The sequence below is a fragment of the Cohnella phaseoli genome (assembly GCF_003386235.1).
GTDB classification, from domain to species: Bacteria; Bacillota; Bacilli; order Paenibacillales; family Paenibacillaceae; genus Cohnella; species Cohnella phaseoli.
The window spans coordinates 32716-54386 of record NZ_QRDZ01000024.1 but is presented as its reverse complement, the minus strand read 5'-3'; the positions used below and the strand labels follow the sequence as shown (position 1 = coordinate 54386).

Annotated in this window: 21 protein-coding genes and 1 other RNA gene; 19 read left to right on the top strand and 3 right to left on the bottom strand. The window is 55.1% G+C overall.

Translation table 11 applies throughout. The annotated features are described in order from the left end of the window. Nucleotides 1–7: 7 nt before the first annotated feature. From DFP98_RS25665 to rnpB, 8 genes are all read left to right on the top strand, one after another. Nucleotides 8–835, top strand: coding sequence for a pyruvate, water dikinase regulatory protein (locus DFP98_RS25665; protein ID WP_116063483.1), 828 nt, complete (start codon nucleotides 8–10; stop codon nucleotides 833–835). Nucleotides 836–1047: 212 nt separating this feature from the next. Beyond that, nucleotides 1048–1518: a YaiI/YqxD family protein gene (locus DFP98_RS25660; protein WP_116063482.1), complete on the top strand. Its 471-nt coding sequence runs from the start codon at nucleotides 1048–1050 to the stop codon at nucleotides 1516–1518. A gap of 35 nt (nucleotides 1519–1553) precedes the next feature. Next, nucleotides 1554–3380 carry a DNA primase gene (gene dnaG, locus DFP98_RS25655; RefSeq protein ID WP_181917946.1) on the top strand — a complete coding sequence of 609 codons (1827 nt, stop codon included), beginning with the start codon at nucleotides 1554–1556 and terminating at the stop codon, nucleotides 3378–3380. A gap of 33 nt (nucleotides 3381–3413) precedes the next feature. After that, complete coding sequence (gene rpoD / locus DFP98_RS25650; protein WP_094041653.1) at nucleotides 3414–4541, top strand: RNA polymerase sigma factor RpoD; 1128 nt, start codon at nucleotides 3414–3416, stop codon at nucleotides 4539–4541. Between the two features lie 84 nt (nucleotides 4542–4625). After that, complete coding sequence (locus DFP98_RS25645; protein WP_116063480.1) at nucleotides 4626–5459, top strand: hypothetical protein; 834 nt, start codon at nucleotides 4626–4628, stop codon at nucleotides 5457–5459. Between the two features lie 3 nt (nucleotides 5460–5462). Then, nucleotides 5463–6272 carry a tRNA (adenine(22)-N(1))-methyltransferase gene (locus tag DFP98_RS25640; RefSeq protein ID WP_116063479.1) on the top strand — a complete coding sequence of 270 codons (810 nt, stop codon included), beginning with the start codon at nucleotides 5463–5465 and terminating at the stop codon, nucleotides 6270–6272. Further along, on the top strand, nucleotides 6239–7354 hold the full coding sequence (locus DFP98_RS25635) for a Nif3-like dinuclear metal center hexameric protein (protein ID WP_116063478.1): 1116 nt from the start codon (nucleotides 6239–6241) through the stop codon (nucleotides 7352–7354). Before DFP98_RS25640 ends, DFP98_RS25635 begins: the two co-directional genes overlap by 34 nt. A gap of 622 nt (nucleotides 7355–7976) precedes the next feature. Beyond that, nucleotides 7977–8390: RNase P RNA component class A (gene rnpB / locus DFP98_RS25630), an RNA gene on the top strand. 217 nt (nucleotides 8391–8607) lie between these two features. Here the strand turns inward: rnpB and DFP98_RS25625 are convergent. Continuing rightward, entirely contained in the window at nucleotides 8608–10494 is a 1887-nt protein-coding gene (locus DFP98_RS25625) for a S8 family peptidase (RefSeq protein WP_116063477.1), read from the bottom strand. A 168-nt stretch (nucleotides 10495–10662) separates the two neighbouring features. Between DFP98_RS25625 and DFP98_RS25620 the strand changes: the two genes are divergently transcribed. The 5 genes from DFP98_RS25620 to thiI all read left to right on the top strand — a co-directional run bounded on the left by DFP98_RS25620 (nucleotide 10663) and on the right by thiI (nucleotide 14735). After that, nucleotides 10663–11163: a YpuI family protein gene (locus DFP98_RS25620; protein ID WP_116063476.1), complete on the top strand. Its 501-nt coding sequence runs from the start codon at nucleotides 10663–10665 to the stop codon at nucleotides 11161–11163. Between the two features lie 80 nt (nucleotides 11164–11243). Next, nucleotides 11244–11450, top strand: coding sequence for a DUF1540 domain-containing protein (locus DFP98_RS25615; RefSeq protein WP_116063475.1), 207 nt, complete (start codon nucleotides 11244–11246; stop codon nucleotides 11448–11450). A 113-nt stretch (nucleotides 11451–11563) separates the two neighbouring features. Continuing rightward, nucleotides 11564–12247: a lytic transglycosylase domain-containing protein gene (locus tag DFP98_RS25610; protein ID WP_425455550.1), complete on the top strand. Its 684-nt coding sequence runs from the start codon at nucleotides 11564–11566 to the stop codon at nucleotides 12245–12247. A 77-nt stretch (nucleotides 12248–12324) separates the two neighbouring features. Continuing rightward, entirely contained in the window at nucleotides 12325–13506 is a 1182-nt protein-coding gene (locus DFP98_RS25605; RefSeq protein WP_116063474.1) for a cysteine desulfurase family protein, read from the top strand. After that, nucleotides 13503–14735: a tRNA uracil 4-sulfurtransferase ThiI gene (gene thiI / locus DFP98_RS25600; protein WP_116063473.1), complete on the top strand. Its 1233-nt coding sequence runs from the start codon at nucleotides 13503–13505 to the stop codon at nucleotides 14733–14735. The genes DFP98_RS25605 and thiI overlap by 4 nt, the downstream gene beginning before the upstream one ends. A gap of 27 nt (nucleotides 14736–14762) precedes the next feature. Here the strand turns inward: thiI and DFP98_RS25595 are convergent, their stop codons facing one another. Next, complete coding sequence (locus DFP98_RS25595; protein ID WP_181917945.1) at nucleotides 14763–15512, bottom strand: TerC family protein; 750 nt, start codon at nucleotides 15510–15512, stop codon at nucleotides 14763–14765. Between the two features lie 122 nt (nucleotides 15513–15634). Between DFP98_RS25595 and DFP98_RS25590 the strand changes: the two genes are divergently transcribed. The 6 genes from DFP98_RS25590 to DFP98_RS25565 all read left to right on the top strand — a co-directional run bounded on the left by DFP98_RS25590 (nucleotide 15635) and on the right by DFP98_RS25565 (nucleotide 20846). Then, nucleotides 15635–16309, top strand: coding sequence for a TerC family protein (locus DFP98_RS25590; RefSeq protein WP_246016708.1), 675 nt, complete (start codon nucleotides 15635–15637; stop codon nucleotides 16307–16309). Nucleotides 16310–16450: 141 nt separating this feature from the next. Then, nucleotides 16451–16933, top strand: coding sequence for a hypothetical protein (locus DFP98_RS25585; protein ID WP_116063472.1), 483 nt, complete (start codon nucleotides 16451–16453; stop codon nucleotides 16931–16933). Nucleotides 16934–17165: 232 nt separating this feature from the next. Beyond that, the gene (gene typA / locus DFP98_RS25580; RefSeq protein WP_116063471.1) at nucleotides 17166–19007 is read left to right on the top strand and encodes a translational GTPase TypA; all 1842 of its coding nucleotides are present in this window, start codon (nucleotides 17166–17168) and stop codon (nucleotides 19005–19007) included. 34 nt (nucleotides 19008–19041) lie between these two features. Continuing rightward, nucleotides 19042–19344 (top strand): YlaH-like family protein, encoded by a 303-nt coding sequence (locus DFP98_RS25575; protein WP_116063470.1) that lies wholly within the window; start codon nucleotides 19042–19044, stop codon nucleotides 19342–19344. A gap of 52 nt (nucleotides 19345–19396) precedes the next feature. Continuing rightward, nucleotides 19397–19714: a hypothetical protein gene (locus DFP98_RS25570; RefSeq protein WP_116063469.1), complete on the top strand. Its 318-nt coding sequence runs from the start codon at nucleotides 19397–19399 to the stop codon at nucleotides 19712–19714. Between the two features lies 1 nt (nucleotide 19715). After that, nucleotides 19716–20846 carry an LCP family protein gene (locus DFP98_RS25565; protein WP_116063468.1) on the top strand — a complete coding sequence of 377 codons (1131 nt, stop codon included), beginning with the start codon at nucleotides 19716–19718 and terminating at the stop codon, nucleotides 20844–20846. Between the two features lie 206 nt (nucleotides 20847–21052). On the opposite strand, the gene DFP98_RS25560 is transcribed toward DFP98_RS25565, so the two are convergent. Continuing rightward, entirely contained in the window at nucleotides 21053–21604 is a 552-nt protein-coding gene (locus DFP98_RS25560) for a YhcN/YlaJ family sporulation lipoprotein (protein ID WP_209076466.1), read from the bottom strand. Nucleotides 21605–21671 lie beyond the last annotated feature (67 nt).

Here is a 21671-nt window from a genome sequence, read left to right as displayed (position 1 = left end):
CCATTAAATGAAGAAGGGGGCTGATCTCGTGTTCCAGAGAAGCGTTACCGCTCACGTCGTGTCCGACTCGGCGGGAGATACGGGCGAATTGGCCGTGAGAGCGGCCGCGGCGCAATTTCACCCGTTGTCCGTCAACATTCGCCGCTCGGCGTTTATCCAGTCGCGGGAAAGCATCGATTCGGTGCTTGCAGCCGCCCAAGCGGATAAAGGCATTGTGCTGTACACGCTAGTCATCCCTTATCTTAGAGATCATATGGTCGAACAGGCCGCCCGCATGAAAATTGCAGCGATCGACCTGCTCGGACCGCTGATCGATCATCTGGAACGAGCGCTCGGACACGAGTCCAGACATGAGCCCGGACTCAACCATGTGCTCGACGAAGACTACTTCCGCAAAGTGGAGGCGGTGGAATTCGCGGTTCGTTACGACGATGCGCGCGACGTGTCCGGCATTCTCAAAGCGGACGTGGTGCTCGTGGGCGTGTCCCGAACCTCGAAGACGCCGTTGTCGATGGTGTTGGCGCACAAAATGTTCAAGGTGGCTAACGTTCCGCTTATTCCGGAGCTCGTCCCGCCGAAGGAGCTGTATTTGGCTTCGCCGAAGAAGGTGATCGGACTGACGATCAATCCGGATTCGTTGAACGCGATCCGCAAGGAGCGGCTAAAGGCGATCGGCTTGCCGGATTCCGCGCCGTATGCAACGTCCGAGCGCATCATGAAGGAGCTGGAACATGCCCGTCAGGTGATGAACAAGATCGGGTGCATCGTTATCGACGTCTCCAACAAAGCGGTCGAAGAAACGGCGAGCATTATCCTCGAGCATTTTCAACGGTAACGCCCGACGCCGAATGGCGGGCATTCGCAGCGAAGAGAACCGCGAGGTTCTCTTTTGCCGATTAAGTCGAATTTTAGAAATGATGTCGAATGTGAAGTTTCTTCGCGCGTATTTGGGAAAGCATAAAAAATACCGGGGCTTTGCAGGATTTTGATTCCCGTTAGCGTATATAATACTACGGCAAACTTTGGCTGAAACGCGTGGTGATGTCGATGATTGTCCCGCCCCGTCGGGTTGTGGTGGACGGCGACGCTTGTCCCGTCAAAGCCGAGATCGCCGTAGCCGTCAGGCAATGCGGCGCGACTGCGCTGCTCGTATCCAGTCATGCGCACGTTCTGAATCCCGAGCCCTCCGTCGAAGTCGTGACGGTTGACGCCGGAAACCAGTCGGCGGATCTGTATATTGCCAATGCGCTAAGGCGCGGAGATATTCTCGTTACCGCCGATTACGGTTTGGCCGCCTTGGGATTGGCCAGAGGCGCCTCCGTATTGACGCCGAGAGGCAAGATGATCCGGGAGTCCGATATCGAAGGACTGTTGGAGCAACGTCATTTCTCTGCTCGTTTGCGCCGTGGAGGCGTGCGCACGAAAGGCCCGAGTCCGTTTACGGCCGAGGATCGCGACCGCTTTCAACAAAAACTGACAGTTCTGCTGAAGGGGATGCAGGAGATTCCCGATATATAGCGAATTGTATTATGTGCTAGAAATCAGGTGGTATCATGAGTTACGGAATGATCCCTCAAGAGGTTATTGACGAAGTGCTGCGCCGTCATGAAATCTCGGAGACGGTGGGCAAGTACGTTCATCTAACCAAGAACGGCAAGTATTTGAAGGGGCTGTGCCCCTTTCATTCCGAGAAGACGCCTTCCTTTACGGTGACGCCGGAGAAGCAAATTTTCCATTGTTACGGCTGCGGGAAAGGCGGCAACGTGATCAAGTTCGTCATGGAGATGGAGGGAGAGTCGTTTCCCGAGGCTGTCAAGCTGCTGGCCGAAGAAGCCGGCATTCCCGTCACCTGGACAAGCTATTCTGCCGAAGACGCCTCTCCGGTGCAGAAGGAGAAGCGGATTCTGCAGGAAGCCCACGACTACAGCGCGAAGCTGTACCATTATCTTCTGCAGAACTTGGAGGTGGCGAAGCCTGCCAAAGCCTACTTGCAGTCGCGCGGCTTGGACGACGCCTTGATCGAGCAATTCGGAATCGGTTACGCTCCGCCGAGATGGGATACGTTGACCCAGGCGCTGGAACGCAAACAATTTCCGGCGAGCGAGATGGAGGCCGGGGGCTTGCTGTCCAAGCGTCAGGACGCCGAGGGGTATGTGGATCGGTTCCGCGATCGGATCATGTTTCCCATTCACGATGTTAGAGGGCAGACGATCGCGTTCGGGGGGCGACTGTTGTCGGACGGGCAGCCGAAGTACTTGAACTCGCCGGAGACGGCGCTGTTCAGCAAGAGCCGCACGCTGTATCGGCTGCACGAAGCGCGGTCAGCCATTCGCAAATCCGGACAGGTCGTTCTGCTGGAAGGATACATGGACGTGATCAAAGCCTGGTCCGCCGGCGTTCGCAACGGCGTGGCCACGATGGGAACCGCTCTGACCGCCGAGCATGCGGCTGTGCTGCGAAGATTCGCGGAGGAAGCGGTCATCTGCTACGACGGCGACGATGCCGGGCAAGCCGCGGCCCGCAAGAGCATTCCGCTGCTGGAAGAAGCCGGATTCCGGGTGCGGGTGTCCCTGCTTCCGAATCGGATGGATCCCGACGAATACGTGACGTCCTACGGGGCGGAAGCGTTCGTCAGAGAGATCATCGAAGGCGCTGTTTCAGCAGTCAAATTTCAGCTTATATATTTGAGGAAATCCCATATACTCCTAGAAGAAGATGGAAGGATTCGGTATTTGCGCGATGCGGTTCGGATCGTAGCCGTCCGGAACTCTCCGATGGAGCGCGAGCTTCTGCTCAAGGAGTTGGCTCAGGAGTTCGGGGTTGCCCTCGATACGCTGAAACAGGAATGCCTGGAGTACAGACAGCGGGAGAAATTGGAAAGCGCAAGGGATATTCCGGCCGGATCGTGGAATAATGTATGGAATGGAAACAACTTCGCATCCAAAACTCCGCCGTTAGGAGCCGCGCACGTGAACGCGGAACGCCAACTGCTCTCCTGGATGATGCAGGACAGAGATGCGGCTCATCTCGTCGAGCAGAAGCTGGGAGATCGTTTTCACGTGGAGGATCATGCGGCCTTGGCAGCTTATTTATATGCTTATTACGCTCAGAACAATGATCCTGACGTTGGCCGATTCGTAACGACGCTGCAGGACGACCGTCTGGAACGAATGGCCAGCGTAATCGCAATGATAGACGTTCCGTACGGCGAACGGGAGCTGGAAGATTGCATTCGAACGATCGGTCGAGCTTCGCAAGACCGGGAGTACGAGCGTTTGACCGAAGAGTTGAAGCGTGCGTCGCGGGAAGGCGATCAAGCGCGGGTACTACAATTGGGTATAGAGATTATCGCCCTGGAAAAGCAGCGCAAGATGTCGTAGCAGCGCGGTTTCCCGGGGAGGAGGGAGTCGGTAATGGCAAACGATCAACACACCGGACTGGAAACGGAATCGACACTGGAGCAGGTCAAAGCCCAGCTTATCGAACAAGGCAAGAAAAAATCTTCCTTGACCTATAAAGACATCATGGAGAAGCTGTCTCCATTCGATCAGGACCCCGAGCAAATCGACGAGTTCTTCGAGCAATTGGCCGATATCGGCATCGAGGTATCCAATGATCATGACGATATGGGACGTCACGGAGGCGACGAGGACGAGCGCGACGAATTTAATTTCGACGACGATCTGAGCTTGCCGCCCGGTATTAAGATCAACGATCCCGTTCGGATGTACTTGAAGGAAATCGGGCGCGTACCGCTGTTAGGAGCGGATGACGAAGTTGAACTCGCCAAGAAAATCGAGATCGGTGGTCCGGACGGAGAAGAAGCGAAGAAGCGGCTGGCTGAGGCCAATCTTCGTCTTGTCGTCAGCATCGCGAAGCGTTATGTCGGGCGGGGAATGCTGTTCCTGGATTTGATTCAAGAGGGAAATATGGGGCTGCTTAAAGCTGTAGAGAAATTCGACTACGATAAAGGCTTTAAGTTCAGTACCTATGCGACCTGGTGGATTCGGCAGGCGATTACCCGGGCGATCGCGGATCAGGCGAGAACGATCCGGATTCCGGTTCACATGGTGGAAACGATCAACAAGCTGATCCGAGTATCCCGTCAACTGCTTCAGGAGCTGGGCCGCGAGCCGACGCCGGAAGAAATTGCCGAGCAGATGGAGCTTAGCGTAGATAAAGTGCGGGAAATTATGAAAATCGCGCAAGAGCCGGTATCTCTGGAAACGCCGATCGGCGAAGAGGACGACTCTCACCTGGGTGATTTCATCGAAGATCAGGAGGCGCTTGCCCCAGCTGACGCCGCCGCTTACGAGCTCCTTAAGGAGCAGTTGGAGGACGTGCTGGATACGTTGACCGAGAGAGAAGAGAACGTGCTGCGTCTGCGCTTCGGATTGGACGACGGACGTACCCGTACGCTGGAAGAGGTCGGCAAGGTGTTCGGCGTTACGCGCGAACGGATTCGCCAGATCGAAGCCAAGGCGCTGCGCAAACTGCGTCATCCAAGCCGTAGTAAGAGATTGAAGGATTTTCTAGAATAAAGACACAATAAAATTTTTTGCAGAGACCTTGGCCGTTATGGTTGAAGGTCTTTTTGTTCAAACGGTACGAGGAGGCTTGCCGTCATGGCTGCTAATGAGGAAGAGAAACGCAACCTCATCGTGAAGGAAATCGAATCATGGCGCCGAGGCAAGCTGCTGCCGGAGCAGTACTGCGATTTTCTGCTAAATTTGTATTTGGAAGATTTGGACGATCGTCCGCGCGGCATAACCGGCGCTGTTATGAAGAAGATCGGGCAGGCATCGGGTAAAATGTGGTTTCTTTCTTTTGGAATTTTTGCCTTGATTTGCTTCGTCGTACTTCATTTTAGCGTGTTTCCTTTGCTATTGCAAATAGCGATTGCGCTTCTCGCGACGGCAGGATTTGTCTACGCGGGATTAAGGCAGCGTGAAAGCAGACCGGCGCGAGGCTACGCATGTCTCGGAGCGGCAATGGCATTCCTGCTCGGAAGCGGGCTGGCGATCGTTGGCCTGCAGTGGGGCTGGGCAAGCTCCGGTCTGCAATGGTTGCTCGGTCTGCTGGCCGTTATCTGGATCGGGGGCGGCATACGGCTGAGATTGGCTTTGCCGCAGTGGCTGGGATGGATGTCCGCTATCGCTTTATACGCTTTGCTCTTGGCCGAGCATGCGCCTGCTTCATCGGTATTCGAAGTGCAAATTTTCTGGATCCCCGCAGCGCTGCTGTTCTGTTGGTTAAGCTGGTTTTTGCATGTTCGACTGGCCTCGGCCGGCACGGCGATGTTTGCCGCGTCTCTCGTACTGTGGTTTATGCCGGAAATCTACTCGGCTCTGTACGGAGTTCGCCCGGAATGGATTCAAATCGAAATTTTGATTAAAATTTTAATCGCGGGTATTGGGATGTTCCGCCTGCGCAAACAATGGATGGAATGGGTTGCATAGAGAATGACGGAGATTAAAGATACAGGGGCGGAGCTAAAGCTGTCCCGCCGCCTGACTGCATTAGCGCAGCGGGTGCCACAGGGTGCTCGCTTCGCCGATATCGGGACGGATCACGCGCTGCTCCCGGTTTATTTGGCATTGGAAGGCCGTATCGGGTTTGCCGTAGCCGGCGATATCAACGCAGGGCCCGTGAATGCGGCTAAGCGGCAGGTGGCGGAAGCGGGGCTGGAGGAAGTCGTTTCCGTTCGCTTGGGCGACGGAATGGCCGTGCTTCGTCCCGGAGAAGTGGATACGGTAGCGATTGCCGGCATGGGCGGCAGTTTGATGGCCCGCATTTTGGAGCAGGCAGGAGAGAGCTTGCAGGGCGTGGAGACGCTGGTGCTCTCTCCTCACGTTGCCGAGGACGCGGTCAGACGCTGGTTGACCGCAAACCGGTTTGCGCTGGACGATGAAGCGCTGCTGGAAGAAGACGGAGTCATCTATACGCTGATGCGGGCAAAGCGCGTTTCCTCGCAAGAAGAAGCTCAATCAATCGAGGCTCGGTTGTATGACGAACGTTTGCTAGCGCCGTCGCTTGAGCGAATTTCGATGACGTTGCTGTACGAGATGGGGCCTCTTCTGCTGCGCAGCCCAGGCGAAGACTTTTTCCGCAAGTGGGAACAGGAAATCTCCAAGCGGGAGAGAGTCATTTTACAGCTTAACCATGCGGTTGCTCCCGAAGCTGCCGAGAAGGCGCGGGAATGGGAAGAGGATGTCAGGGAGATCAAGGAGGTGCTTGCATGTTTGCGCGCGGAGAAACGATCGTCCAACTGATGGAGCGGCTGGCTCCCAAGCATTATGCCGTTCCCGACGACAAAATTGGTTTACAGGTCGGCACGGTCGCGAAGGAAGTCAAGCGCGTGCTTGTGACGCTGGACATAACGCCTGAGGTGGTACGGGAGGCAGCGGAGCTCGGCGCCGAACTCATTATCGCGCACCATGCCGTCATCTACCGTCCGCTTGCGCATCTCCGCACGGATACGCCAGCGGGTGCGCTTGCAGCCAGCCTGCTGCGCAGCGATATTGCGGTCTACATTTCGCATACGAATCTCGATACGACGGAAGGCGGCATTAACGACTGGATGGCCGAAGCTTTGGAGCTTAACGGGCGCGACGTGCTGGAGGAGGTGCATACCGATCAGCTTTACAAGCTGGTCGTGTTTGTGCCGGAAACCCATCATGAGCAAGTGCGCAATGCGATTTTCGCGGCGGGCGGCGGATGGATCGGCAACTACAGTCATTGCAGCTTCAACATTGAAGGGACCGGCACGTTCCTTGCCCGCGAAGGAACCGATCCTTTTGTCGGCAAGCACGGACAGCTGACGGAAGCGAAGGAAATCCGGCTTGAAACGATCGTGCCGATGAGCGTGCGCAAAAAAGTCGTAGCGTCGATGTTGAAGGCTCATCCTTACGAGGAGGTTGCCTACGACCTGTACAGCAGCGATCTGAAGGGCCGCTCGTTTGGCCTCGGCAGAGTCGGCAAGCTGTCGGAGGCGGAGCCGCTGGATCAGTTCGCCGAGCGCGTGAAGCGGGCGCTGGACGTACCGTTCGTTCGCGTCGTCGGCGACGGGGCGAAGCCGATTCGCAAGGTGGCCGTGCTCGGCGGCTCGGGAGCGAGGTATATTCGCCATGCGATTTTTGCCGGCGCCGATGCGCTCGTAACCGGGGATATCGATTTCCATTCCGCGCAGGACGCGCTGGCGGCGGGGATTGCTATCGTCGATCCCGGCCATCATGCGGAGAAGATCATGAAGCCTAATGTGGCGGCATGGCTGTCCGAGCGACTGAAAGAGGCGGGCTATACTACCGAAGTGTTCGCGTCTCAAGTGGATACGGAGCCTTTCCGGCTCAAATAGATCGTTCTCTCGCATGGCTGAATGGAGAACGGCTAGCTGTGTTCGTGCAACGCTCGAAAACGTACAGTTTGCCGTTCTCTGCATGTTCGAAGCGGGGGCAGTCCACTTGATTCCACGTTTTTTCTATAAAGCGGTTTTTCCGCTTTATTTCCAGCTGCGGGGCCAAATCGGGGCAAATAAAGCGGATCTCCCGCTTTAAATTCGAAAATTTAGCTTTTCCCGAATTTTAAGACGGGGAATCCGCTCTATTTTTTTCAAAATGACCATTTTCCTGAATTTAAGGCGGCTTTTCCACTTTATCGCTTTTCGTCCAACTGGCGCATTTCGATGAAATATGGCGGGCCTCGACGCTCACAACTTTGGGAAAATTATTACAAGGTCGTTAGGGAATATTCGTTGTTGAAGGGTTTATATGGCATGGCGTCATTCGGAAGAGCTTAGCTAAGGTGACAGCTGGCATAATTCAGGACGTTATCATGATCCGCTGGTGCCATTCATTCTCTTAATCTCGGCAGATTGTTGGGCGATGTCCCTCCAAATAATTTTTTGGTGGACCAACGCAAGCCAATCATTTCCCTTGCGACAGCGGCCGATTCGCGTTATACTCTAGGTTACATGCCGGAAAGGTTGACAGACAATCGCTGGCGGCTTCGCGCCGCGAGAGGAAAGTCCGGGCTCCACAGGGCAGGATGCTGGATAACGTCCAGTCAGCGCGAGCTGAAGGATAGTGCCACAGAAATGGACCGCCGATGGCTGCTTAGGCAGATCAGGCAAGGATGGAACCGTGGTGTAAGAGACCACGAGGGACACTGGCGACTTTGTCCCTGGTAAACCCCATCTGGAGCAAGACCGAGGAGAACGCGGGGGCTTAGCGCCCCAGCCCTTGCCCGGGGTGCGTTCGGGTTGGTCGCTTGAGCCGTACAGCAATGTGCGGCCTAGAAAGATGATTGTCGCTTCAATCCGTGGGAGGATCGCCTTTGCGCGATCCGTTCTGACCACGAGAAGTACAGAACCCGGCTTACGGCAAGCTTTCCGGCTGCAAATAAGCCAAATAAAAGGCGATACAGGGCTATTTGAAGTCCTGCACCGCCTTTTTTTGTTTCACACATTATGTTTCAAAATTCCGCATCGGCAGCCCCGACTGACCGCGAAGTTTCACCAATAGTACCGTCACGCGCGCTTATCGGTTGCGCCCACTCCCGTGCCAAAAATTTGACTCGAGCGGTACAGAATTATGGCAAGTCCGTCTTGCTTCACTTCAATCCGTTTAATCGCTCCAGTTTTTCGCGAACTCGCGAAGGGAAGAGCTGCAGCGAGCCCTCGAAGCCCTGCGCGGATTGCAGGGCGGCCACAACGTCGATCTGACCGAAACCAAATTCGATGTCCCTGCCTGCCGGCCCCAAATCCTTGGCCGTTTTGCGAATCAACTCCATCACTTCTTCATTGCTCATGTCGGGATTGGCCGAACGGACGAGCGAGACGAGCGCGGCCACATGAGGGGACGCCATCGATGTGCCGGACAGAGCTGCGTAGCGGCTTCCGGGATAGGTGCTCGGAATGGAGGAGCCGGGAGCCGCAACATCGATGTAGTCGCCATAATTGGAATATTCGGCCCGGCTTTCGTCGGGATCGGTTGCGGCTACGGCGAGTACTTCGGGATAGGCCGCAGGGAAGCCGGGCCGATCCGTATTATCGTTGCCGCTAGCGGCCACCAGCACGACGCCTTTGTCGTGGGCATACTTAATCGCGTCATGCAGAAATTCTGCCTGGGCGTAGTTGCCCAAGCTCATATTGATGACATGCGCTCCGTTGTCCGTTGCCCATATGATTCCTTCCGCGACGGAATACGTGGAGCCAGCGCCGGTATCGTCCAGCACTTTGACTGGCATGATTTTCGTATACCAGGTCATCCCGGCTACACCTTCGTTATTGTTGACCTCAGCCGCGATAATGCCCGCTACGTGTGTGCCATGCCCGACATCATCGTTGGGATCGGCGGAAGGGTCGACGATATTGACGCCTTTTACTATTCGCCCCTTCAAGTCGGGATGGTCGGCCTGGACCCCGGTATCCAGCACCGCAACGACGATATCCGGATTGCCCTTGGCTAGTTTCCAGCCCGCCTCCGTGGCGATTTCGGGCAAATTCCATTGGTATTCCGAGTACAGCGTATCGTTGGGGATCAACGCCTCTTCCCCGGCATTGTCCTCCGCAGCCTTGACAGTCGTTTCCCTCGCATGAACCTCGTTGGTCAAATACAAATAATGCGGCTCGACAAATACAGGATTCCATTCGCGCTTGAAATAAGCTTTCAGTTCGCCGGTGTCATGCTTTTTGGAACGGAATACATAGATGCTCCTTGTCTGCTTAACGACAGTCAGATCGAGCTCCTTGCGCAGCTGCAGCAACTGCTTCTCCGTCAGCGGCTTACGGAATTTGACGACGACTTCGTCTATGGAGAAATGGCTGGCGTTCCCGTTGTCTTCTCCGTTGCGTACAGTTGTCTCCGCATTCGTACCTGGGACGACCGATTCGATACGATAGCGTCCTTCCGGAGGATACGGGATAAGCCGAAGGTTGCGGCGTTGATGCCGCTCGACCGCTTGGATTACTTCCGCCGAGACGACGGCTACGATGCTGTTTTTCTCCGAATGCTCGCCTATCGCGAAATAGCTTTTTTCCTTGGCCTGAAAAACCGGCGAAGAGAAGCTTCTCGATTTGCGAACGGCCGCCCGTGCTTGGGCCAAATAGGAGGAAGCTTCTTTGATCTCGCCGGCCTTCAGCTTGCCCGCCTTCGCCGCGCCGCCGCGATGTTTCCATTCGGCATATACGATTTCGGGATGTTTTTGCAGAAAGGCGCTCAACTCGCTCTGGTTGTTCGAAGGCGACCCCAGGCGGGACTGCGTCAGAAAAACGCGGAAATCTTTGGCGACCTGCGCTCGCGCAAGCCGTTCGGTCGCTTGCATGTCGTTTTTCATCGTCTGCAGTTTATAGGATGCTTCCGCCCGAGCGGGAGGAAGCGCGCTCGGAGGCGGCGCGGAATCGCGGCTTCCGCGATGAGTGAAGGACGGCAACAGCGGGATCGCGAGCAGAACTGCGGCGATGCCGAACGCGATGCCGGCCCAAGCATAACGGCGCATGGCGCACCTCTCCTTTAGGCTCCAAACGAAGGAGCCGGTTATGCTTGTTAGGATGAAGGGATAGCGCCAAAAATATACGGCTCATTTTGCCTTCTGCCAGTACCTTTCGCTGCGGATTTATGGTACGATAATGAAGGTTTTTCGCTCAAATGGAAAGGGGATCTATCCATGCCATCCACCAATCTTAAAGCGCTTGCCGAGTCCAGTCGGGAAAAGCTCAAAGAAGCCATCGATCCGATCGAGCAGTTTTTGAATCATCATGCGCTCGACCAGCTTGCCCAGAAGGACGATCCGGACAGCGTTGCTTTTTATTCCGGCATGTTATCGGATTTGCGTCACCTGCTCGTCTTCTCCGAAGTCGCATACGAGAAGCTTGGAGCCGTGCTGAGAAGACCCAACCTCGACAACGATTTGGCCGAACGGGCTTTGTACGAGGTTTATCATAACGGCGTTAATTCGTTTTTTTATCCGAAAAACGAATGCTATTCCGAAGACGGCCGTTACGCTTATACGGGACAGGATGCGATTCGCTTTCGGACGAAGCCGGTTCGCGCCGCGCGAGACATCATTTTGTCGATCTCCCGGGTTTACGAGGAGCTTCGCGACGATCTGTCTTATTACGAAAGCGATTATTTGACGAATCGCCGGATGCAAGGACAATTGAAATAACAATTTTGGCTGCAACCCCCGCCCCCTTGTCTGTATACCCCGCCTCCGCGGGCGAACAATAGACTTGGGGGTGATTATTTATGCCGAAAGACGTAGCCTGCAGCGTTAGCAATTGTTCATTCTGGAAAGAAGGCAACGCCTGCGGAGCCAGCGAAATTAAGATCGAGGTGGACGCACATTCCGATCGCCGCTGGAACGAGGAGTTTGCCGACGAATTCGAGGGCCATCGCGATCAAGCGGAGGATTCATCTGTCACCTGCTGTCTGACGTTCAAACCGAAGTCGTAAAATAGGTCTTGAGCAGCATGGGCCTCCGTCGGACAGGGACTGGTCGTACACCCGGGATTGTTGTACAATATCAACATCTGAATACAAAAATTGACTACCGGGAGCTAACCGACTTGAACATAACGACGGATCCTCGCCTGCTCAAGCAAATGCTGCTGACGCAATGGACTACGGAAATCAATCCGTTTGTCGGCAAATCCGCCAAGGGCGATACGGAACAAAGCCCGGGCGTATTCGATCTGCTGCTCAATCAATATTCGGCAAGCTCGTTGCAGAGCGACCCTTCCGATTCTTCGATCCTCAATCGACTTGATTCTTCATCCGCTTTATCGGCTTACCCGGTATATTGGGGCGGTGTGCTCGCGAACGTTGAAGGCTCGACTTCTGCATTCGACGAGTTGATCGTCGCCGCCGGACAGAAATATGGCGTGAGTCCGGCTTTGATTAAAGGAGTGATCCAATCGGAATCTTCTTTTAATCCGAGCGCCGTATCGTCGGCCGGAGCCAAAGGGCTCATGCAATTAATGGACGATACGGCAAGAGGGCTTGGCGTAACCGATTCGTTCGATCCGGCACAAAATGTGGACGGTGGAACGAGGTTCCTGTCCTACCTGCTGCGGAAATACGACGGCAATGTCGCTACGGCGCTGGCCGCGTATAACGCGGGGCCGGGGCGCGTAGACAGACTGGGTCTGGAGAACGATCGGGATGTCGAAGCGAATCTGCATTTGCTGCCTGAGGAGACGCAGGGCTATATCCGCAAGGTGTTGAACGCAACCGCCCAGTGGAGTGTCTAGAACGGCGGCTTGATGGAGCGAGACGGGACGGCTGCGGCCGTTGCCCGTCTTTTTAACTTTCCGAATGGAGAATACTTATGAATACTTATTACTTCGATCACTGCGCTTCCTCTCCCATGCCGCAGATGGTGATTGACACGATGAGCGAGCTAATGAAGCTGCATTACGCGAATCCGTCCTCCCTGCATCAATCGGGCGTGGACGCGATGAAGCTAGTGGATAGAGCGCGAGCGGGCGTGGCTGATAAAATGGGGGCAAAGCCGTCGGAGGTGCTGTTTACTTCGGGCGGAACGGAAAGCAACAATTTGGCGATTAAAGGGCTGCTGGGCAGAACGGCCAGATCGGCTAAGCATATCATCGTCTCCTCGATTGAACACGCTTCGGTATACGAGTGCGCCAAGCAACTGGAAGTCGAAGGCGCGGTCGAATTGACGGTGCTTCCCGTCGACTCCTCCGGTCAAGTCGATCCCAGGGATATCGTCGCGGCTATCCGGAAAGAGACCGCGATCGTTAGCGTCATGCATGTGAATAACGAAACGGGGACGATTCAACCGGTCGAAGAAATCGGCCGTCTTCTGCGCGACTATCCGCACATCCGGTTTCATGTGGACGGCGTGCAGGCGATCGGCAAATTGCCGTTCCGTTGGGAAGGCTCAGGCGTTGATCTGTATACGGGCTCGGCTCACAAGTTCGGCGGCCCCAAAGGCATAGGGTTCTTGCTGGTTCGAGAGGGGATCGAACTCGCTCCTTTGCTGAGCGGAGGCCATCAGGAACGCGGCATGCGCTCGGGAACGCTCAACGTACCGGCAATCGTCGCGATGTCCCAGGCGTTGCGGTTGACGATGGAAAAGCTGGAAATGCGGCGCGCGACGATGTACGGGTTGCGAAGAAGGCTGCTGGACATCGTCTCCGATATCCCCGAGCTTCATGTGAACGGGGTGTCCGAGCTCAACTCGGCTGCGGAGGCCAGGACAGCTCCGCATGTAGTGAATTTGTCTTATCCGGGGATGCGACCGGAGGTGGTCATCCATATGCTTGAACGCGAAGGGGTGTACGTCTCGACTCAATCGGCATGCTCCTCCAAGAGCTTGAAGCCGAGCCGCGTGCTGCTGGCGTTGGGACACGATGCGGGCCGCGCGTCGGGGAGCATAAGGATCAGCTTCGGGGACGAGCATACGATAAAAGATATCGAAGTACTTGGCGCAAAGCTGAAATCGGTCGTGGCCGGTTTGAAGTCGCTGGAGAGGATAGGAAAATGAACTACGAACTGGTGTTGGTGCGATTCGGGGAAATTGTCATTAAGGGACGCAATCGCAATCGATTCGAGACGATGCTGCTGACGCAAATCAGAATGGCGCTAAAGTCGTTCGACAAGCTCGAATTCGTCAGAAGCTACGCAAGGGTCTATATTCATTTGAACGGAGAGAGCTACGAGCGGGTTGCGGAACGACTGAAGGATATTTTCGGCATCATGAGCTTTAGTCCGGTTATCGGATCCGGGCTCGATCTGGGAGAGATTCGCGACAACTCGCTGCAATTGATCCGCCATTTAAGCGTTTCTCCGCAAACGTTCAAAGTATCGGTCAATCGAGGCTGGAAGCAATATCCTCACAATTCCATCGAAATGAACCACCTTGTGGGCTCCCATGTATTGCGCAATACGCCGGGGTTAAAAGTCGACGTCCGCCGCCCCGAGATCGAACTGAAGGTCGATATCCAGAAGGACATGGCTTACATTTACTGCGAAGTTGTGAAAGGGGCGGGCGGTTTCCCGCTCGGTATGAACGGCAAAGCGATGCTGCTGCTGTCCGGAGGCATCGACAGCCCCGTGGCCGGCTGGATGGCGATGCGCAAGGGACTCAAAATCGAGGCGGTCCATTTCCACAGCTATCCGTTCACGAGCGAGCAGGCCAAGGACAAGGTGGTGACGTTGGCCCAAAGATTGGCGTATTACGGCGGGAAAATCAAGCTGCATCTTGTGCCGTTCACCGAGGTTCAGACCAAGTTGGCGAAATCCGGCCACGATAGTCTGATCATTACCTTGATGCGCCGAAGCATGCTGCGGATCGCCGAACGACTTGCGGAGCAGAACGATGCGCTGGCCATCGTCACGGGCGACAGTCTCGGGCAAGTAGCTAGTCAAACGCTCGGCAGCATGAACGTCATTGGGCGGGCTTGCTCGCTGCCGCTGCTGCGGCCGCTCGTGATGATGGACAAGCAGGACATTATCGAGCATGCCGCGCAAATCGACACCTTCGAAACGTCGATTCTGCCTTTTGAAGACTGCTGCACGCTATTCGTGCCAAAATCTCCCGCGATCAATCCGAATCTGAATATCGTCGAGAAAGTCGAAGCGATGATGGGCAGCGAGCTCGAGCGACTGATCGACGAAGCCGTCCAGGGCACGGAGGTCGTCATTTTGAAAAATGGAGCGGACACCGAGGCCTCCGCCCAGGCGCAGGAGCGCAAAGAGGATGCCTGGTTTTAAAGATGTTCAAAAAGCCGAGAATCGCGATTAATGCGATTCCCGGCTTTTTTTGGCAACGAATACGGGCTTGCGTTTGTCGTCTCGCCGTTCGTTCCGGCGGGCTTTAACCGAATTCGTCCACCAGCCGGCGCATAGAACGAGCGCGATCAATACGGAAACGAATGCCCAGTAGATCACAGGATTGCGTTCGAAAAAGACCGCAAAGCGAGTCTCGTGCGCAATCATCTTGGACGCCGTATAAGCGAGCACGCCGGAGCCCAGATAGATAATCCAGGGGAATTTGTCGATCAGCTTAATGAACAGCGTGCTTCCCCACACGACGATCGGGATGCTGATCAGCAGCCCGAGCACGACGAGGAGAAAGTCACCATGCGCCGCGCCGGCGACGGCGATGACGTTGTCCAGTCCCATCGCCGCATCCGCGATCACAATCGTGCGTACCGCCGCCCACAGCGTCGTTCCGGCTTTGACCTCCTGATGCGAATCTTCCTGCACAAGCAGTTTATAAGCGATCCATAGCAGCAGTGCGCCGCCTGCGGCGAGGAGATACGGGATTTTCAACAGACTTACGACAAGCAAGGTGGCTGCGATACGAATCAATACGGCTCCGAGCATTCCCCAGACGACGGCCAGCTTCTGCTTATCCTTCGGCAGGCTTCTGGCCGCTAATCCGATCACGATGGCGTTGTCTCCGGCAAGCAGCAGATCGATGAATACGATCGTCAGCAGGAGAGACCAGAACTCCAGGCTCAGTACATCCCATCCGAAAATGACCATGATCGACTCCCTCCCTTGCGATTTCAAGCAGTTATACGAAGCTTCGGCGACATCGATTCAAAAAAATTACAATTCTAACCCTCTCGGCTTGTACATAAATTGGGCAAGAGGGGGTATACCGGATGAATATGATGGAATCCGCGCTCGTATTTCTAGAAATTGTGATGATCAATCTGCTGCTGAGCGGCGATAACGCCATTGTCATCGCCATGGCGGGGCGCAGGCTGCCGCCCGAGCAGAGACGTCGCGCCGTATGGTGGGGAGCCGCTGCCGCAATTTTTCTGCGCTGCGTGTTGACTCTTGGCGCCATTGCGCTGCTCAATGTCCCGTTTCTGCGGACGGTCGGGGCTGCGCTGCTGCTTATGATCGCCTATCAATTGCTCATGGACAATAAAGAAAAATCCGCTCATACGCAGGTCGCCAACTCGCTTGCGGGAGCCGTATGGACGATCGTGGTGGCCGATTTTGTCATGAGCTTGGACAACGTGCTGGCCGTCGCCGCCGTCGCCGACGGAGACACAGCGCTGCTCATTATCGGCATCGTGATGAGTATCCCGATTATTATCTGGGGCAGCTCGTTTATTATGCGTTTGTTGGACAAACTGCCCGGCTTGGTTTATTTGGGAGGCGGGCTGCTCGGCTACACTGCGGCGGAGATGGCAATGGGGGATCCGGGGTGGCAACCTTATCGCCATTTGCTTCCTGCCGATTCGGATAAGCTAATACCGCTAATGGCGGTTGCTTCGCTGCTCATTCTTGCCCTGTTCATGCGAAAGCGGGCGCAGCAGACGAGCTAGCGGCGGATGTACCGAATCTTTAGGGAAAATTTTGCTTTCATAAACTAGTTTTTTTCCCCGACTTCCATTAAACTAAAAGAAAAAGCCGTCATCTCCGTAATCCGGAATGCGAGCTGCAGAGAATGAAGTGGGGGAGCTACCGTGAACAGACAGTCCGCAGCAGTCGGAATCGGAGTCGTGGCTGTTGGGTTAATCATTTTGCTGGGAAAATTAGGTGTGTTCGCGTTTATCGGCTCTGTATTCTGGCCGTTGTTCGTGCTGATTCCGGGCGTATTGCTTCACGTTCTCTATTTCGGCCGGATCGTGCCTTCGATCGCGCTAATCCCGGCGGGCATTCTTACCGTCGTATCCATCGCGTTTATGATCGGCAACTGGTTTGGATGGTGGCGGATGAAATATTTATGGCCGATGTTTCCGCTGGCGATCGCAGTAGGGCTGTATGAATATTACATTTTCGGCTACGATCGTTCCAAGCAGCTATGGCTTGCTTCCATCGGACTGGCCGGCTTGTCGTTGCTGTTCTTCGTGATGTCATTGCTTTGGACATGGGGAATTTATCTCATTGCACTCGCTTTGATCGGCGTTGGAGCGTGGCTCGTCGTGCGTCGTCCCAAAATGTGGTGACGAAAGGCTTTTATTTGTGAGGCTGCAAGAAATAGTTTGGCTTTTTGGTGAACGTAGCGTATAATATAAGGGATGAGGACCAGTGGGCTTCTAGCCGACACTGCGTCAATCGTACCGGAATGGTTATTGACGTCGGCCATGTGTCGACGTTTTGTTTGTGATAAGGAGTACCTCGGAAGCCAAGCCCTCTGGGGACTTGAAGAGTCAAACAGAGACAACAAGGAGTGGAACTATGCATTCAAGAGACAAAATTCGCAACATCGCCATTATCGCCCACGTCGATCATGGCAAAACAACGCTGGTAGACCAATTGCTGCGTCAATCCGGCACTTTCCGCGAGAACGAGCAGCTTCAAGAGCGCGCGATGGATTCCAACGATATCGAGCGCGAACGCGGAATTACGATTTTGGCCAAAAACACGGCGGTTAACTATAAAGACACGTTGATCAATATCGTGGATACGCCTGGACACGCCGATTTTGGCGGCGAAGTCGAACGAATTATGAAGATGGTTGACGGCGTATTGCTTGTCGTCGACGCGTTCGAAGGCTGCATGCCGCAGACGAAGTTTGTTCTGCGCAAAGCGCTGCAGCAAGGTTTGACCCCTGTCGTCGTACTGAATAAGATCGACCGTCCGGCCGCTCGGCCTTCGGAGGTTATCGATGAAGTGCTGGAGCTGTTTATCGAACTGGAAGCTTCCGACGAGCAATTGGACTTCCCTGTCGTGTACGCGTCGGGCTTGAACGGCATCGCCGGCAATACGCCGGACAGCCTGCAGCAGACGATGGAGCCTCTTTACGAGATGATATTGGATCACATTCCGTCTCCGAAAGAAAATCCGGATGAGCCGCTGCAATTTCTCGTGACGCTGCTCGATTACAACGAATATTTGGGTCGGATCGCTATCGGGCGGGTTAACCGCGGACTCATTCGCCAAGGCCAAGTCGTAGCGGTCATCGATCGCGAAGGCGCGGTTAAGCAGGCCCGTATCGAGAAGTTGTTCGGCTTCCAAGGTCTCAAGCGGATCGAAGTGGAAGAGGCGGCAGCGGGCGACATCGTCGCTATCGCCGGTCTGAAAGAGATCAATATCGGCGAGACGATCGCCGATCCTAGCCAGCCCGAGGCGCTGCCTGTGCTTGCTATCGACGAGCCTACGCTGCAGATGACGTTCCTCGTCAACAACAGCCCATTCGTCGGACGCGAAGGCAAGTGGGTGACTTCCCGGAAGCTGCGCGAGCGTCTGTTTAAGGAAATCGAGACGGACGTCAGCTTAAAAGTCGACGAGACGGACAGTCCGGACTCGTTTGTCGTCAGCGGACGCGGCGAGTTGCATCTCGGCATTCTGATCGAGAACATGCGCCGCGAAGGCTTCGAGCTGCAAGTGTCCAAGCCGGAAGTTATTTTGAAGATGATCGACGGCGTGAAGAGCGAGCCGATCGAGCGGTTGCTTATCGACGTTCCCGAAGAAAGCATGGGAGCGGTTATGGAAAGTCTCGGAACGCGCAAAGCGGAAATGGTCAACATGATCAACAACGGCAACGGCCAAGTGCGTCTGGAGTTCCTCATCCCTGCGCGCGGATTGATCGGCTACCGCACGAACTTCCTGACGCTGACTCGCGGCTACGGTGTGATGAACCATGCGTTCGACAGCTACGGTCCGATGGTCGGCGGCCAAGTCGGCGGCAGACATCAAGGCGTGCTGATCGCCAGCGAGACGGGCAAATCGACCATGTACGGTATGTTATCCGTCGAAGACCGCGGCATTCTGTTCCTGGAGCCGGGCGAGGATGTATACGAGGGCATGATCGTAGGCGAGCATACCCGCGATAACGATATTATCGTCAACATCTGTAAGGAGAAGGCGGTCAACAATATCCGCACGGCCAACAAGGAAGATACGGTTAAGCTGAAATCGCCACGCCTGATGTCTCTTGAAGAAGCGCTGGAATATTTGAACGACGACGAGCTGTGCGAGATTACGCCGAAGAGCATTCGTCTCCGCAAGAAGGTTCTGAACAAGAGCGAGCGGGACAGAGCCGAGAAGCATCGTCGCATGGCCGAGGCAGGCGTGTAATCGCCGCAAACGCAACGCAAGGGGGATGTTATCCATGCAAACGTGGTTTCACGATCACCCGATTATTTCTTACTTTCTTATCGTCGCCTGTACGATCTATATTTTCAATACCGTCTTCAGAGTCGGGAAGCTCCCGATTCTGAAGGAAATCCTCGTTCATATCGTGCTGGCGATCGGTTGTCTGGTGCTGCTTCTGCTTCAGTTGGACAAGCTGCCGATCATTCAGTGCATGGCCGTCGCGGTCGGCATGATGATGCTGCTGCGACTGCGCCAGATGTACGACAAGCGTAAAAATTACCGCAAGAACAAGAATGGAGAGGCGCCGCGGGCAGGCTAGTCCGCGGCTGTCTGTTTATCCGGGGTAGCTGCACAGGAGAGGGGAAACCGCCGTGTCTTTGATGGACGCTTTATTTTATTGGCTGCAAATGAAGTGGATTGTCTCGGAACGCCCCGAGGACGATGCCGCCAAGGATACGCTTACTTTTTTTGCGCAAATTTTGTCGGAGGATCACCGGTTGACGTCGTTCGATGTCAGCTCGATCGACGAAGGCAAAGTGTACATAACCTATACCGGAGGAGCGGATAACGAGTCCTCTCGTACGGTCTGGTTCGACCGAGAATCCGTGGAACAATTGAACCGGGACATGTTCGGAGGAGCCTCGAGCTGCGGAGCGGATTCCAACCTAGAGGACGACGAGGAGGATTAGCTTGAGCCAGAACACATCTTTGCCTTCGCGTTCGAGCAGGCGCACTCCCGCCCCTAAAGCACCGAAGAAGAAGTCCGGAGGCGGCTTCCGCTGGGGCAGATTTATTTTTATTGTACTGAGTCTCGTAATTGTGCTGCTTGCGGGTTATGCCGCTTTTTTATATTTTGGGTCTTATAAGCCGAATTTGGCCAAAATCGCCAAACAGGAAGAGGACGGAAAGCCGGTCGTGTCGATTCCGAAGGAGGAAAGGGCGCAGGTTAAGCCGATCTCCCTCGTACTGCTAGGACTCGATACGCGCAGCGAGACAGGCAGCATGAACACCGACGTTATGATGGTTGCGACATTTAATCCGCTGACGAAGACGGCGACCGTCGTCTCGATTCCGCGGGACAGCGATTTGAACGTAGACGGATACAAGCGGCACAAGGCAAACGGTTATTATGCGGCGTTCTATATGTACGGCAAAAATACCGAGAAGCTGGAAAAGGAAAAGCTGTCGGCTTATGCGAAGGACGAGACCAAGCTGCTGCTGTCGAGATTTTTCGATATTCCGGTCGATTACACGGCGGTTATCGATTTTCAAGGCTTCGTCGACGTTGTGGATGCGCTCGGAGGCATTACGGTAAACGTCGATCAGAACATGCGCTATGTCGATTCGGTGGACAAAACGGACATCAACTTGACGAAGGGCGAGCAGAAGCTTGACGGGGAGCAGGCGTTAGGTTTCGTTCGTTATCGGCAGTCGAATACGAACAAGGGCTTTAAGCCGACCGCGCAGTCCAGCGACTTCCAGCGCAACGAACGGCAAAATCAGGTGCTGGGCGCGATCGCCGATCGCATGAAGTCGCTCGGGGGCCTCACGAAGGCCGACGATTTGCTGGATGCCGTCGGCAACAATTTGCGAACCGATATTCCCGCGGCGCAGATCGAGAACATCATCGCCACCTATTTCGGCATCAGTCGTTCGAACATTCGTTTTATTCCGCTGACCGGCACTTGGAGAAGCCCCTACGTTTATTTGGACGAGAGCAGACTTGCGGAAGCGAAGCGGGCATTGATGGAAGAGCTGGACCAAGGCGGTCGGGCGGGATTCACGAAAGCTTCCGAGTCGCCGGGAAAAGCGGAGGAATAGACGTCGCCCTGACGAAATCCCATTGGAAATGCGCGGATTTATGATATAATGGAGGCAGCACAACCGTTTGGGGGGCTGCGGGTGATCTATGCGAGACCTACTTCCTTAACCGATCGGATCGTTCAACAACACCTTGCGAGCGCACGGCTAGCCCGTGCGTTAGCAGCTATGAAGAAAAGCCCAGTGACGTTCACTGGGCTTTTTTGTCATCGTTGAAGATTCTCGGCCGGGTGAGTCCCGTAATTTTCAGGCTCTCTTGGAGGAACGATGTTGCGCGGAATTTGCGGAACGAGCCTTCCGACGATATCGGCAAGCTCATCCGTGAATCCGGAAATCGGCCGGCCGTTGCGAATGTCCGCACGAATTTCTCGCAATCGCTGTCCCATGTCGATGTCGGCCGTGACAAGCGCGTCAATGCCGTAAGGATCTTTGCGGAAAGCTTCGGCTACCGCATACTTGATCGTTCCGACCTGCGTGCGTTCCATTTTCTCGTCGACATCGATCCCGACGATGGCGTATTTGCCGAAGACGACGCAGTTGGCGTTCTGAACGCCTTCGATGCCGCGGGCGAGCGATTCAAGATGGGCCGCAACTTGCTGCGGATTGCGCGATAATTCGTTGGCCGTCTCGTTAAGCGCCTGAGCGCGGGGTGCGGCTTCCGGACGCGCCGACTTGGTTCCGCAGCCTGCTGAGCCGAGCGTAAGCAAGGCCGCCAGCAGCGCCGCAATCGCCCAAACGATTGATCTATTCCATTTCAAAGCTGTTCACCGCCCTATTTGGAGGATTTGGAGGGATGCCCGGATCGGTCAAGCGGCCGATCGCAGG

Bases quoted from the DNA above. Each gene is read 5' to 3' on its own strand.
- DFP98_RS25665 (WP_116063483.1), top strand. From the start codon at position 8: ATGAAGAAGGGGGCTGATCTCGTGTTCCAGAGAAGCGTTACCGCTCAC.
- DFP98_RS25660 (WP_116063482.1), top strand. From the start codon at position 1,048: ATGATTGTCCCGCCCCGTCGGGTTGTGGTGGACGGCGACGCTTGTCCC.
- dnaG (WP_181917946.1), top strand. From the start codon at position 1,554: ATGAGTTACGGAATGATCCCTCAAGAGGTTATTGACGAAGTGCTGCGC.
- rpoD (WP_094041653.1), top strand. From the start codon at position 3,414: ATGGCAAACGATCAACACACCGGACTGGAAACGGAATCGACACTGGAG.
- DFP98_RS25645 (WP_116063480.1), top strand. From the start codon at position 4,626: ATGGCTGCTAATGAGGAAGAGAAACGCAACCTCATCGTGAAGGAAATC.
- DFP98_RS25640 (WP_116063479.1), top strand. From the start codon at position 5,463: ATGACGGAGATTAAAGATACAGGGGCGGAGCTAAAGCTGTCCCGCCGC.
- DFP98_RS25635 (WP_116063478.1), top strand. From the start codon at position 6,239: ATGTTTGCGCGCGGAGAAACGATCGTCCAACTGATGGAGCGGCTGGCT.
- DFP98_RS25625 (WP_116063477.1), bottom strand. From the start codon at position 10,494: ATGCGCCGTTATGCTTGGGCCGGCATCGCGTTCGGCATCGCCGCAGTT.
- DFP98_RS25620 (WP_116063476.1), top strand. From the start codon at position 10,663: ATGCCATCCACCAATCTTAAAGCGCTTGCCGAGTCCAGTCGGGAAAAG.
- DFP98_RS25615 (WP_116063475.1), top strand. From the start codon at position 11,244: ATGCCGAAAGACGTAGCCTGCAGCGTTAGCAATTGTTCATTCTGGAAA.
- DFP98_RS25605 (WP_116063474.1), top strand. From the start codon at position 12,325: ATGAATACTTATTACTTCGATCACTGCGCTTCCTCTCCCATGCCGCAG.
- thiI (WP_116063473.1), top strand. From the start codon at position 13,503: ATGAACTACGAACTGGTGTTGGTGCGATTCGGGGAAATTGTCATTAAG.
- DFP98_RS25595 (WP_181917945.1), bottom strand. From the start codon at position 15,512: ATGGTCATTTTCGGATGGGATGTACTGAGCCTGGAGTTCTGGTCTCTC.
- DFP98_RS25590 (WP_246016708.1), top strand. From the start codon at position 15,635: ATGAATATGATGGAATCCGCGCTCGTATTTCTAGAAATTGTGATGATC.
- typA (WP_116063471.1), top strand. From the start codon at position 17,166: ATGCATTCAAGAGACAAAATTCGCAACATCGCCATTATCGCCCACGTC.
- DFP98_RS25575 (WP_116063470.1), top strand. From the start codon at position 19,042: ATGCAAACGTGGTTTCACGATCACCCGATTATTTCTTACTTTCTTATC.